This is a genomic window from Pedobacter sp. GQ55 (genome assembly GCF_059758925.1).
Genome location: NZ_JCAXEI010000009.1, coordinates 82,455 through 96,968 on the forward strand (window position 1 = coordinate 82,455; position 14,514 = coordinate 96,968).

Annotated in this window: 9 protein-coding genes; 6 read left to right on the plus strand and 3 right to left on the minus strand. The window is 39.6% G+C overall.

Translation table 11 applies throughout. The annotated features are described in order from the left end of the window. Nucleotides 1–34 precede the first annotated feature (34 nt). Both AC6CH7_RS20630 and eat read right to left on the minus strand, forming a co-directional pair. Nucleotides 35–1,393: a glutamine synthetase family protein gene (locus AC6CH7_RS20630; RefSeq protein ID WP_498264522.1), complete on the minus strand. Its 1,359-nt coding sequence runs from the start codon at nt 1,391–1,393 to the stop codon at nt 35–37. Further along, a complete protein-coding gene (eat, locus tag AC6CH7_RS20635; RefSeq protein WP_498264523.1) occupies nt 1,390–2,706 on the minus strand; it encodes an ethanolamine permease in 1,317 nt (438 codons plus the stop codon). The genes AC6CH7_RS20630 and eat overlap by 4 nt, the downstream gene beginning before the upstream one ends. Nucleotides 2,707–3,060: 354 nt before the next feature. On the opposite strand from eat, the gene AC6CH7_RS20640 reads away from it, so the two are divergent. From AC6CH7_RS20640 to AC6CH7_RS20660, 5 genes are all read left to right on the plus strand, one after another. Continuing rightward, nucleotides 3,061–3,675, plus strand: a complete 615-nt coding sequence (locus AC6CH7_RS20640) for a TetR/AcrR family transcriptional regulator (RefSeq protein ID WP_498264524.1) — start codon at nt 3,061–3,063, stop codon at nt 3,673–3,675. Nucleotides 3,676–3,806: 131 nt separating this feature from the next. After that, entirely contained in the window at nt 3,807–5,156 is a 1,350-nt protein-coding gene (locus AC6CH7_RS20645) for a TolC family protein (protein ID WP_498264525.1), read from the plus strand. A gap of 21 nt (nt 5,157–5,177) precedes the next feature. After that, nucleotides 5,178–6,212 (plus strand): efflux RND transporter periplasmic adaptor subunit, encoded by a 1,035-nt coding sequence (locus AC6CH7_RS20650; RefSeq protein ID WP_498264526.1) that lies wholly within the window; start codon nt 5,178–5,180, stop codon nt 6,210–6,212. A gap of 16 nt (nt 6,213–6,228) precedes the next feature. After that, nucleotides 6,229–9,279, plus strand: a complete 3,051-nt coding sequence (locus AC6CH7_RS20655; protein ID WP_498264527.1) for an efflux RND transporter permease subunit — start codon at nt 6,229–6,231, stop codon at nt 9,277–9,279. A 107-nt stretch (nt 9,280–9,386) separates the two neighbouring features. Then, a complete protein-coding gene (locus AC6CH7_RS20660; protein ID WP_498264528.1) occupies nt 9,387–10,058 on the plus strand; it encodes a hypothetical protein in 672 nt (223 codons plus the stop codon). A 127-nt stretch (nt 10,059–10,185) separates the two neighbouring features. Here AC6CH7_RS20660 and AC6CH7_RS20665 read toward each other — a convergent pair whose 3' ends face one another. Continuing rightward, nucleotides 10,186–11,637: an APC family permease gene (locus AC6CH7_RS20665; protein ID WP_498264529.1), complete on the minus strand. Its 1,452-nt coding sequence runs from the start codon at nt 11,635–11,637 to the stop codon at nt 10,186–10,188. A 451-nt stretch (nt 11,638–12,088) separates the two neighbouring features. Between AC6CH7_RS20665 and AC6CH7_RS20670 the strand changes: the two genes are divergently transcribed. Beyond that, nucleotides 12,089–14,455, plus strand: a complete 2,367-nt coding sequence (locus AC6CH7_RS20670) for a sodium-translocating pyrophosphatase (protein ID WP_498264530.1) — start codon at nt 12,089–12,091, stop codon at nt 14,453–14,455. The last annotated feature ends 59 nt before the right edge of the window (nt 14,456–14,514 follow it).

Here is a 14,514-nt window from a genome sequence, read left to right on the forward strand (position 1 = left end):
GTATGGTTACTATTAATCAAATTAATGCCTGATGTTAAATAATTTCAAAGTAGCGCTTAAGCTCCCAATCTGTTACTGCTTTGGCGTACTGCTTCCATTCCCACTCTCTTGTTAACGTAAAATGCTCAACAAAGTGATCGCCAAACAGTTCTTTTGCCACTGCCGATTGCTTCATTTTTTGGGTAGCTTCATAAAGGTTGGCCGGCAATACTCCGTTTGAAAGATCCCTGTAACCATTTCCTTCAGTAGCCTCCTTCTTCAGTTTCATTTTGTTTTTAACTCCATACAAACCCGCAGCCAGACAAGCCGCCAGGGCCAAATACGGGTTAGTATCGGAACCTACTACCCTTGTTTCTAGACGTGTTGCTTTTGCGTTGCAAGGCAGTGCCCTTAAGGCAACCGTTCTGTTGTCGATGCCCCAGGTTAAGGTAGTAGGAGCCCAGGCTCCTTCAACCAATCGTTTATAACTGTTAATAGTTGGCGCAATCATTGGCAGTATTTGCGGCAAACAATGTAATTGCCCTGCTATATAGCTTTTCATCAGATCACTCATTTTATGCGGTTCCTTTTCGTCGTAAAACAGGTTATGCTTCGAATCCTTATCCCACAAACTTTGATGTACATGTCCACTGCAACCGGGTAGGTTCTCAGTGATCTTTGCCATAAAAGTAGCCATAACACCATGCTTATAGGCAATCTCTTTTACCGCAGTTTTAAACAACACCGCCTGATCTGCTGCCTGCAAAATCGGTGCATACTTAATGGCTGCCTCATAAACCCCCGGTCCGGTTTCTGTATGCAGCCCCTCTATAGGTATTCCGAATTTGCTGAGCAGGTCAAAAAGATCAGTCATGTATTCATTTTTCAGAGTACTGCGTAAAATGGAGTACCCAAACATTCCCGGAGTTAAGGGTGTAAGATTTTGATAGCCTTTTTGGTGTGCTGTTTCTGGTGTTTCTGCAAAATTGAACCATTCAAATTCCTGAGAGAAATAGGGCGAAAAGCCACGTTGTTCTGTATCCGCTAATACCTTGCGCAGTAACTGCCGCGGACAAGTATATCCCGGTTTTTCATTATCATCAATAAAGTCGCCCAGGAAAAAAGGAACATCATTTTCCCATGGTATTTTTCGGAACGTGCTTAAGTCAAGCTTTACCTGTGCATCCGGATAGCCGGTATGCCAGCCTGTAAATTTCACATTATCGTAAGCTACATCCCCCATATCCCACCCAAAAGTAACATCACAAAACCCTAATCTTCCTTCTGCTAAAGAAGTAAACTTTTCGGCAGAGATGTACTTACCTCTTAAAACGCCATCAATATCGGCAACGGCGAGCTTTACTTTTCCTGATGGATGCTGTTTTACATATGCTAATATTTCTTGTGTTGTCATGCATTGGATGGTTTAAAGATTCTGTACAGCAAAAAGGTTACTATCAATATGGAGAAATAAATAAGTCCAAGTTTAAAATTGAAAATGAACATTGCAATAATGGAAACTGTTGCAATGATGAGTGAGATGACTGGAAATGCCGGATAAAATGGGGCCCGGAAAGGTCTTGGCAGATCAGGTTCCCGCTTTCTCAGGATTACGATAGAGATCATGGAAATGATATACAGCGTAAGCGCTCCAAAAACGGAGACAATGATGATCTCTGATGTTTTACCGGAAAGCAATGCCAGAATACCAATTACCATATTTCCTATCAATGCATTTGCAGGCGTATGGAAACGCGGAGATATTTTGCCCAGAAATGATGGGATGTTGTGTACTCTGCCCATTTCGTATGTTGATCTTCCGGCAGCAAGTATGAGCCCATGAAAAGAAGCTACCAGTCCGAATAAACCAACAGTAATTAGCAGATGGTACATAAGATGATTACTGCCTGTTATTTTTGCAAGGGCTAAAGGAAGCGGGGAATCTGATGTTTCTCCGCTTATTCCATTTTTATAAACTATTGCTTCCCATCCGGCGATGCCGGTAGCTGCAATAAATATTAGTACGCACAGTATTGCCAGTGTAAAGATGGCCCATCCAAATCCCTTGCTGATGTCTTTCTGCGGGTTCTTGGTTTCTTCGGCCACATTGGCGATGCCCTCGATACCCAAAAAGAACCAGATGGCAAAAGGAATGGCCGCAAAAACCCCTCCCCATCCATTGGGCATTGCATTATGGATAAGATTTGCTGCCTCGAACTTCGGCAATGCAATACCTGAAAACAAAAGCAGCTCTCCTACTGCAAGTACTGTAATGATGACCTCAAAAGATGCCGCTGCCTTTACACCATACACGTTAAGCCCTGTAAACATAAAGTAAATGGCTATGGCACTGGTTAGTATGGGCACTTGCGGGAAAAATGCATTGAAATACGCACCAATTGCAAATGCAATGGCTGGTGGAGCAAGTATAAACTCTACAATTTGGGCAATACCGGCAATAAAGCCAATATTTTTGCCCATCGCTTTGTTTGCATAATCAAATACCCCCCCTGCCTTGGGGATGGCACATGCAAGCTCCGCATAGCTGAATGTAAAGGTTACATACATCACCATGATCACTATAGTAGCTATAGCCATTCCCCCTGTACCGCCTTTTTCGAGACCTAGGTTCCATCCAAAATACATACCCGAAATGACATACCCTACTCCAAGTCCCCAGATCATAAACGGGGTGAGTGTTTTTTTTAAACCTTTGTGTTCTGTCATTTGATGATTATCGGTTACATAACTATAAATATAGGAAACCTTAGGCACTGAAATTTACTAAAAATAAATTTTCTGCGCGCTAAAACCAAGGGATAACCCATTGAATAGGAATTATTTAAAATTTATTTTCAAATAAAGAAACTTTTTGACAATATCATACGTTATAGTAGTGGTTTGTTTGGTTTAGGTTGATCTGTGGTGGATCAACCATCTTAAAACAGGGATAGCTTCATTGCTCATCCCTGTTCCTATTTTAGGGGATACCCGTTTAATTCAGCGCTATCAACAATATTTTTTTCTTTTTTGCATTTACTGAACAGTGTTTATTATATTCGCATCAGTTAGAATTTTATTATGTCAATAAAAGATAGAAAAGAGAGAGATAAGCTGGATAGGAGAAAGTTGATTATTGAATCGGCTACCAAACTCTTTTTGGAACAGGGTTATGAAAAAACTTCTATCCGTAATATTGCCGACGATATTGAATACAGCCCTGCAACGATCTATCTTTATTTCAAAGAGAAAGATGAAATCTTCTACGTAATCCACGAACAGGGATTCGACCTGTTAAACAAGGAATTCATAAACCATAACCAGATAATTGATCCATTTGAAAGGCTGGCTGAGCTAGGAAAAATATATCTGAATTTTGCGCTGACAAATCCAGACTATTATGATCTCATGTTTATAATGAGAGCTCCTTTGAGTGAAATTAAATGCCATAGCAAGTGGGAAGCTGGAGAGAATAGCTTCCAATACCTGCTTAATACGGTTACAGAATGCCTGGATAAAAAGCTAATTGTTGATGGTGATCCCCTTATCGTTTCAATGTCCATATGGTCCTATGTGCATGGCCTTATTTCCTTATTTATAAGAGAGCGGCTGCAGTCGGTAAATATTGAAGGTGAACAAAATCCTAATCTTTTAGCCCAATCATTAGACTATTTTCTGAAAACACTTAAAGTGTAAAAAAAAATTTACCTCAACATAAACAGTGTTTAGTAAATAACCAACGATTATTTTTTTTTCAGAAACAATGTAACAAATCAAAAAATGTCAATTCTAATAAACAGTGTTCATTTTATAAACAACGATACGCGATGAATAGAAAAACAACCTTAAAATCGTTATTATTAATCCTGGGGTGCTGGCTCCCCTTTGGTGCCTTCTCTCAAAGTCCTCTTCAGGGTTATTTAGACGAGGCACTCAAAAACAATCTTGGCATACAAAAACAAGATTTCGCTTTACAGCGAAGCCTCTATGCATTAAAAGAAGCAAAAGGACTATTCCTTCCCGATGTGGAACTGAACACCTCCTATCTGACATCCGGAGGTGGACGCAAAATTGAAATTCCAATTGGTGACCTCCTAAATCCTGTATATAGTACCTTAAACAGCTTAACAGGTTCGGGTAAATTTCCACAGGTTGATAATGTGAGTCAGACTTTTAATCCTAACAATTATTACGATGCCAAAGTGCATACCACCTTGCCTTTATATAATGCGGAAATTATTTACAACAGTCGCATCAAAAAAGAGCAGATCACTATGCAGCAGATAGAGTTAAGGTTGTATAAACGTGAACTTATAAAGCAGGTCAAGCTTGCTTATTATGGATATGAACAATCGCTGCAGGCCATAAAAATTTTTGAAAACGGGATTGCATTGGCAAAAGAAAACCTGCGGATAAATCAATCAATGGTTAAAAATGGAAAAGCAATAAGAACTGTGGTGGCCCGTTCAGAAAATGAACTTACAGGTATTGAAACTCAACTCGAAAACGCCAAAACTGAGTCTCTGAACGCTGCAGCTTATTTCAATTTCCTGCTCAATAAGCCGCTCAACAGTACCATTGAAATTAGTGAAAACGAGAATACGATTATTGGACCAGATTCCTCTTCTCATTCCGGAAAAAGAGAAGAACTTGCTTCGCTCGAATCTTTAAATCAAATAAATACCCTCTCTGTAAAATTAACCCGAGCTGCTGTACTTCCAAAGCTATCCACGTTTGTTGATGTAGGTGCTCAGGGTGATTTTTTAAAAGTTAACAAGGATGCGCCCTATTATCTTTTCGGAGTAACACTATCATGGCAAATATTTAACGGCAACAGAAATAAAAACAAAACTCATCAGGCGCTTCTAGATTTAAAGTCAACCGAAACACAAACAGAACTCGCATCGCAGCAATTGGAACTTGAGGTTATTACCGCTCAAAATAAATTGAATGCGGCCTTACAGGCTTTTAAAGCTTCGGTTAGCCAATCATCATTATCTCTTCAATATTATAAAGACGAGCAACGCCTTTACAAAGAAGGCCAGGCACTTTACCTGGAGTTATTGGATGCACAGACAAGATTGATAAATGATCAACTAAAACAAAGTATTGCCTATTTGACATTGCTAACCAGAACAACCGAATTGGAAAGAGCAAAAGCAAGCTATATTCTTTAACCAGCGTTAATTTAAAACAAAATGAAACATATAAATACACTCCCAGTCTTCATATTTTTTGGCATTGCCATAATTGGTTGCAGTGAGCCGAAACCGGTACAAAAAACCGACAATTCAATTCCAGTAAAGGTTATTTCTTCAAATGCCCTTAATGAAAATGAACCGGTGGAAACTTCTGGTTTACTATCGTCAGAACAACAGAGTAACCTATCTTTTAAAACCAGCGGAATCATAAACCGCATTTTTGTTAAAGAAGGTGATCATGTAAACAATGGACAAGTACTTGCCTCGCTAAACATGACAGAAGTAAACGCTCAGCTTAACCAGGCCGAAGAGGGATTTAATAAAGCAAAGCGGGATGCCCAAAGGACTGCCAATTTGTTTAAGGACAGCGTAAGTACCAGAGAGCAATTGGAAAATACTCAAACTGCGTTGACAATTGCCAAAAAAAGTCTGGACATAGCTCGGTTCAACGCTGTTCAATCAACCATAAGGGCAAACACAACTGGCGTTATTCTTAAAAAACTGGCAAATGAAGGAGAGCAGGTAGCCGGAGGGACCCCCATACTTTACATAGGTGGTGTTTCAAATAAAGACTGGATAGTTAAATGTGGTATTACTGATAAAGACAGATCAAGGATTAGCGGAGATGAGAAAGTTGAGTTAAACTTTGATGTCTTCCCTCAAACGTTAACAGGAGTAGTGAAGTCTCTTGCGCAAGGCAGTGATGCAGGCTCGGGTTTATACCAGGCTGAAATAAGGCTCAATCCTACCGATGCCAAATTGATCTCAGGGCTTTTTGCCAAAGTAAAAATATATCCTTTTGGCAAAACAGATCTTTTGTCGGTTCCGGTAGATGCTTTAGTGGAAGGCAAAAACGACAGTGCTTATGTATTTACCTCTGTGAACAACAGAGCTATAAAAAAAGCGGTGAAGGTCGCTTACCTAAAAGGTGACAAGGCCTTTATCTCTTCTGGCATAGTAGCCACCGATCAGATAATAAGAGAAGGATCAGCCTATCTTACTAACGGTTCTTCAGTTAAAATAATCAGATAAGCTAAATTATTTCAAAATGAAATTACCTGAATTTGCAGTAAAAAATTATCAGTTCACACTGATCGTTTTCGTAGCAGTGCTGGCTCTGGGGATATATTCCTTATTCACCATGCCAAGAAGTGAAGATCCTGAAACCCATCCTCCCCAATTTACGGTAGTCGTGGTATATCCGGGAACTAACCCGAAGGATATGGAGCAGCTGGTTGTTGACCCAATGGAAAAAAAGATCCACGAACTTGATGATATAAAACATATAACCACAGACATAAGCGATGGTCTTGCAGTTATGCAGATCATTTATAAATATAGCTCAAACCCCGATGATAAGTATCAGGAAGTAGTAAGAGAAATTAACAGCTTAAGAAGTGAATTACCACCTGATATCGCAGATATACGGATCAATAAACAGATTCCTTCAGATGTTAGCATCTACCAGTTTGCTTTAGTGAGCGAAAACACCTCGAATGCCACGCTTAAAAAATATTCAAAAGAGCTAAAGGAAAGGCTCGAAAAAATACAGGCTCTAAAAAGAGTTACCTACGCCGGTGTTCCTGAACATCAGGTAAATGTAAAGCTTAACATCCAAAAAATAGCGCATGAAAAACTCACTCAGAACAATGTTATTACGGCATTACAAAGCGAGAATGTTAACATTCCGGGTGGTAACATTAGCATGGGAAACAGGAAGCTGAATATTAAAACCAGCGGCAATTTTTCGAGCATAGACGAGGTTAAGAATACGGTAATCTATAGCGCCCAAGGAAAAGTTGTTTACCTGAAAGACATTGCCGATGTTTCATTAGGCTATGAAGATGAAACGCATATTACCCGCTTAAACGGCTATAGAAGTAGTTTTATAAACGCGAGTTTAAAAGACGGAGAGAACATTATTTCGGTGCAGGAAAAAGTTGAACCATTGTTAATGGCTTTTAAAAAGGATTTACCACCGGGCATTGACCTCGTAAAAGTTTTTGATCAGGCTAAAAGCGTTGATGTCAGGCTTTCGCATTTTACCAGAGATTTTGGTATCGCAATTCTTTTGGTGCTGGTCACCTTACTCCCTCTGGGCACGAGGGCCTCAGTTGTTGTTATGATCTCGATTCCGCTATCTCTTGCCATCGGGCTTACCCTGATGAATGCAATGGGTTACAACATCAATCAGCTAAGCATTGTAGGGATGATTGTAGCCCTGGGTATTCTGGTTGATGATAGTATTGTAGTGGTTGAAAATATTGAGCGGTACCTGCGCATGGGTTACAGCAGAATAGAAGCCTCTATAAAGGCCACTTCTCAAATCGGCATTGCCGTTATCGGCTGTACCATACTGCTTATATTTGCCTTTTTACCAATTGTTTTCTTACCTGAAGGTGCAGGGGATTTTATTAGAAGTTTACCACTTTCTGTAATCACTACAATTTTTGCTTCTATGTTGGTGTCACTAACAGTAGTCCCTTTTTTAGCAAGTATCATTTTGAAACCGCACGCTAGTGAGGAGGGTAATTTTCTGCTCAGGGCAATGAAAAAAGGAATTCATACAACTTATGGAGCGGTACTTAACAAAGCGCTAAAGAGGCCAGTTGTTACACTTGTCGTTATTGGAGGAATCTTTATTGCCTCTCTTGGATTAGTTCCGGTTATAGGAAGCAGCCTGTTTCCAAAATCTGAGAAGCCGATGTTTCTGATAGATATAGAAACCCCAGAGGGAACCAATATAAATACCACAAATAAAGTAACAAGATATGTGGAATCTATATTGAAAAAAGTACCTGAAATAAGTTCATTTTCCAGTAATGTTGGTAAAGGAAATCCAAGGATTTATTACAATGTGATACCTCACAATGAAAGCGAAAATTATGCACAGATCTTTGTTCAGGTAGAAGGATTGGAAACCCGCGAAAAAGTTGCGGTAATTGAAAAGGTTAGAAAAGAGCTTAATGGTTATCCGGGTGCAAACATTAAGGTTAAGGACTTTGAACAAGGCCCGCCTGTTGATGCTCCCCTTGCCTATCGCATTTATGCCGATGATCTTGATGGCCTGCGCAAAACAGCATTCGATATTGCCTCATTAATCAGTAAAATAGACGGCACCATTTACGTTAACAATCCTTTGCTGGTAAAACCTACAGATCTTAAGGTTACAATAAATAAAGAAAAGGCGGCTTTACTGGGTGTTGCTTCTGCTGATATTGACCGCACAGTTCGATTGGGATCTGCCGGATTAAATGTAGCAACGTACAGGGAAGACTCGGGAAAAGCAGATAATTATAATGTGAACATTTCTATTCCGAGAAATAACGACATTCAGGATATCAGTATGTTCGACAGGCTATATGTCCCATCTTCCGCTGGGATAAATATCCCTCTGAAAAACGTGGTATCTATTGGTTTCGAGAGTTCACCAAACCAGATCAGACACTATGATAAAGACAGATACGTAACTATTTCTGCTTTTGTTAAACCAGGTTATAATGTACAGCGCCTGGACCAGGAGATCACTGATAAATTGAACAAGTTTAAATTCCCCGAAGGGTTCTCTTTTAAAGTTGCAGGTGAGAAAGAAAGTAAAGAAGAAAGCTTTGGCAACCTTGGTCTTATCCTTATTGTTACGGTTTTTGGTTTTCTGGGTGTGTTAATACTCGAGTTCAAAACCTTTAAAAGTATATTGATTGTATTGTCGGTTATTCCACTTGGAATAGTTGGAGGATTGATCATGCTGTTCTTTGCAGGTGAAACGCTCTCCTTTACAGCCACAATAGGTTTTATTGCATTAGTAGGGATAGAGGTTAAAAACTCACTATTGGTTGTAGATTTTACAAATCAGTTAAGGGCACAGGGAAAAAGTATTGAAGAGGCGATTATTGAAGCCGGGGAAATTAGATTTGTACCCATACTTTTGACGTCTTTAACAGCTATTGGCGGATTACTGCCTCTTGTGATCGAATATAGTGAATTGTATTCTCCACTTGCCTTGGTGCTTATTGGTGGTTTAATTAGCTCGACATTACTATCAAGACTAGTAACACCAGTGATGTATAAACTTCTACCACCAAAAATTGCTGTTGATTAAAATATAAGAAACGTTTACCCTTAAAAAAATACCCACTAATGGGTATTTTTTTAAGGGTTTTATAGGGTTTAATTTGTGGTGGATAATCTTCACAAATTAACTTTATTATGAAATTAAAATCTTTATTAACAGCCTCACTGTTTTTAATTGCACCTTTTGCAATTAAAGCTCAAACCGTCCAAATTTCAGCTTCAGAATCTGATGCAAAAATTGTTGTAGACGGGCAAATTTTAGGTACAGGTAATGCAAAAATCAAAGTCCCCAAAAACTCTTGCGTAAATGTAAAAGTCCAAAAAGCCGGGTTCTTAAGGTATGAGCAAACTTTCTGCAATAAGAAGGGAATGGCCGAACCGCCAAAGAAGCAGTTTTTTGACATGAAGAAGGATGATGCAGAAGAAGCTTCAATAAAAACTGACCAGGCAAACATCGACTTTTCTATTGAAATCAATAAAAAGCAAGATGTAGGTGAGGTTTGGAAACGCGCTAATCAAATCGTAACGGATTACTTTGATGCCATAGAAGTTGCCGACAAAGAAACATCTTATTTAAGAACTTCATGGAGTATTCAAAGTTTCCAGCAAAACACTATCAGAACGCGTTTAATCATTAAGCTATCTAAAAGTGACCCGCTTACCTATAAGGTTAAACTTGTAAGTGAATTTTCTGGTGCTCCTTTAACAAGCGTAAAAGCTGATGAACAGTTTCACGATTGGGATCGTGTATTGAGAAAATACCAAAATGTTATTTCTGATTTCACCACACGTTTAGGAAACCAGTAAATTAATACGCCTCGTAACACTATCTTTTGGGAGTGTCCAAAAAAGTAAGGTCGTCATTCTAATGACATCATGTTAAAGCTCACCTCGTCTCCTTTGGTTAACCAAAGGAGACGAGGTGAGCTTTTTATTACTCAGTTGCTTCAACTTTTTTAGTCAAATAGTAAACCGGTATCCCTATCAGCATAATCAACACCCCCCACCCACAGGTATCTGTTTTGTAGATTAAAAGTGCAACACTAAGTGCTGATGCCACTATGATATATAACATTGGCAGAACCGGATAACCAAAAGCCCGATATGGACGCTCTGCATCAGGCATTTTTCTTCTTAAAATGAATATTCCATAGATAGTAAGGATATAGAATATTAAAACAATGATCACTACAAAATCCAGAAGAGCTCCGTATCTACCCGTCAAACACAACGCAGACGCCCATGCTCCTTGCACCCATAAAGCCCAGCCTGGTACATCTGCTTTGTTTAAAATGGCCGCCTTTTTAAAGAACAACCCATCCTTTGCCATAGTGTAATATACCCTTGCACCCGCCATAATCAAACCATTATTACAGGCAAACGTAGAGATCATAATCATTACAGCAATAATTATAGTCCCCGCTTGTCCAAAAATATATTGCGCAGCAACAACTGCTACCCTATCAGATTTCGCTGTGGTAATCTGGTCCAGAGGTAATACTGCAACATACATCAGATTTGCAAGAATATAAATTATGCTTACAATTAAAGTTCCCAGAAACAAACTCAGACCAACATTACGCTGAGGATTTTTAATCTCTCCGGCAATAAAGGTAACCCCTGCCCAGGCATCACTCGAAAACAATGAACCAACCATCGCTGCAGAAATCCCCGAAAGCAACAGGCTTCCGCTAATAGGAGCCCAAGTCATTGTTTCTAAACTAAAAGAACGTGTTTCCCAGGCATTTGACCAGTTTGCATCCCAAACCTCAGCTTTTGCGGCAAGTGTAAATCCGAAAATGATTAAGCCAAAAAGTGATAGAATCTTTATAATTGTTAAAACAGTTTGCAGAATTTTACTATCCTTAACACCACGGCTATTTACAAACGTCAGAAAAACGATGGTTACAATAGATACCAACTGAGCTGCACTGATTGCGTAATGCTCAGGAATACCCTTATCACTAACTCCCGTTTGAATTTGCCATAGGATATTATTTTCACTAAAAGGTTCATAGAGGTAGGCAGCAAACTTAGAAAACGCTACCCCTACGGCCGCAATAGTACCTGTTTGTATTACTGCAAACAGACTCCATCCATATAAAAATGCAATCAGTTTATTATAAGCTTCCTTTAAATAAACGTATTGCCCACCGGCTTTTGGGAACATTGCACTTAACTCTCCGTAACTAACAGCGGCAATAATGGTAATTATTGCGGTAACAACCCAGATGAGAATGAGCCAACCGGCAGAACCGACTTGCCGGGCTATGTCAGCACTTACAATAAATATACCCGACCCAATCATTGAGCCTACTACGAGCATGGTACCATCTAACAGTCCTAGTTCTCTCTTAAAAGAACCGTCTTGATTTTCTTTATCCATATGGTTTGGTTGGTTGGTTTTAGCATAAATCCAATACAAGAGCTTTATAAGTTATGTATCAACTGCCCTGCTAATATATTAAAAATACAGAACGTTCACACCTCCTTCACGCCAAACACTGTTTGTGGATTTGGTGTGAAGGAGGTGTGTGGAATGTCTGAGTTATGTGAGGACTTCAACTTTCCGACTAATAAACCCAATTAAAAGCAACCAATGGCATAAATTCCCGGTTCATAAAAAAGGTTAGTAATCAATTCATTAAAAATTTGGTAATTTCAGAAACACGCTTATTTTTGTAAAGCCCGGTCTTGCTAATTAAATGACTTAAGTGCTTTAAGGTAATGGCGAAAAAGGGCAATCTGCCAGCTACAAACAAATGGCTTTGGCCTTTTTTTGGAGGCAGCTAAAGTCGACAACTAAACCAAAAATAAACTAAACAAGAGATCAAAGTATGGAGTTTTTACAGAACAATTTAATCTATTTTATTCCCGCATTGGGTTTAATTGGCATCATTGTGATGGCAATTAAAAGCGCATGGGTAAACAAACAGGATGCAGGGGATAAAAACATGCAGGAACTGGCTGGCTATATTGCTGACGGTGCAATGGCCTTTTTAAAAGCTGAATGGAAAGTACTTAGCATTTTTGTTGTGTTTACGGCTGCATTGCTTGCCTATTCAGGAACGGTACATGAAGTTAACGGCGTACAATTACACTCCAGCTGGATCATATCTATTGCTTTTATTATTGGAGCTGTGTTTTCTGCAACAGCAGGGTACATTGGCATGAAAGCGGCAACAAAAGCGAATGTTCGTACTACACAGGCTGCGAGAACTAGTTTAAAACAAGCGCTAAAGGTTTCTTTTACCGGCGGTACGGTAATGGGACTGGGTGTAGCAGGCTTAGCTATTTTAGGTTTAGGCGGTTTATTTATTGTTTTCCTTAACATTTTTAATGTTGTTCAACCAAACAGCACAGAATTAAAAACAGCAATAGAGGTACTAACCGGATTTTCATTAGGAGCCGAATCTATTGCGCTTTTTGCACGTGTGGGCGGTGGTATTTACACCAAAGCTGCCGATGTTGGTGCCGACTTAGTTGGTAAAGTTGAAGCTGGAATTCCTGAAGATGATGTGCGTAACCCGGCAACCATTGCAGATAACGTTGGCGACAATGTTGGTGATGTGGCCGGTATGGGAGCAGATTTATTCGGATCTTATGTGGCAACCATACTAGCTACAATGGTATTAGGGCAGGAAATTGTTGCCGCAGATAATTTTGGAGGTATGTCTCCGATACTATTGCCGATGGTGATCTGCGGACTGGGGATCCTCTTTTCAATAGTAGGAACCTGGTTTGTACGTATCAAGGGCGAGGATTCTAACGTACAAACAGCATTGAACCTGGGTAACTGGGGATCAATCGTAATTACTGCCATTGCATCTTATTTCATTGTGATGTGGATGCTGCCTTCAAACCTGCATTTGCGCGGTGTTGATTTTACCAGCATTGATGTATTTTTTGCAATCATAGTAGGTCTGGTTGTGGGTACTTTAATGAGTATCATAACTGAATATTATACTGCGATGGGAAAAGGCCCTGTTAATTCAATTATCCAGCAATCTGGCACAGGTCACGCAACAAACATTATCGGTGGTTTATCGGTAGGTATGAAATCTACTGTTGCTCCTATCCTGGTTTTAGCCGGAGGCATCATTTTCTCTTATGCTTTTGCAGGATTATACGGTGTAGCGATTGCCGCCGCAGGTATGATGGCTACTACAGCAATGCAGTTAGCAATTGATGCATTCGGTCCTATTGCTGATAATGCCGGTGGTATCGCTGAAATGAGTCAACTACCACCTGAAGTACGTGAACGTACCGACAATCTGGATGCTGTTGGTAATACAACTGCAGCTACCGGTAAAGGATTTGCAATTGCATCGGCAGCATTAACTTCTCTTGCTTTATTTGCGGCATTTGTTGGTGTAGCGGGTATATCGGCCATCGACATTTATAAAGCTCCTGTTTTGGCTGGGCTGTTTGTAGGTGCGATGATTCCTTTTATATTTTCTGCATTATGTATTGCAGCAGTTGGTAAGGCCGCAATGGATATGGTACAGGAAGTTCGTCGCCAGTTTCGCGAAATTCCAGGAATTATGGATTACAAAGCAAAGCCGGAATACGAAAAATGTGTTGCCATTTCAACCAAGGCTTCGATCCGCGAAATGATGTTGCCAGGTGCTATCGCACTTTTAGTTCCAATTATAGTGGGTTTTGGTTTCAAAGGTGTTTTCCCATCGGTAAGTTCTGCTGAAATATTAGGCGGTCTGTTGGCCGGTGTTACGGTATCAGGAGTACTTATGGGAATTTTTCAGAGTAATGCAGGCGGTGCCTGGGATAATGCTAAAAAATCATTTGAAAAAGGTGTAGAGATCAATGGCGAGATGCATTACAAAAAATCTGAGCCTCATAAAGCATCTGTTACAGGTGATACCGTTGGCGATCCTTTTAAAGATACTTCGGGTCCATCAATGAACATCCTTATTAAACTAATGTCTATTGTTTCTTTGGTTATTGCCCCTTATATCGCTGTTAGTCCAGGCGAGAATACCGCCTCAAAAACAGAAATCACGAATTCAATTCAGGTTTCTGCTAAAATTTCAGCATTAACACAAGAAAAAGCTAAAAACGTAAAATCTTTACCTGAGGAAAGACCTGAAAGCATCCAATTAGCTCAAAACAAAATGAGCAGTACACTAAAAACAGAGGAGAAACAGCCAAGAAGATCGATTGACAACGCTAAAGCTCAACCTTAAACTTCATTAGGATAAAAATAAAAGGGATTTCGTAAAAGAATCCCTTTTATTTTTAGATA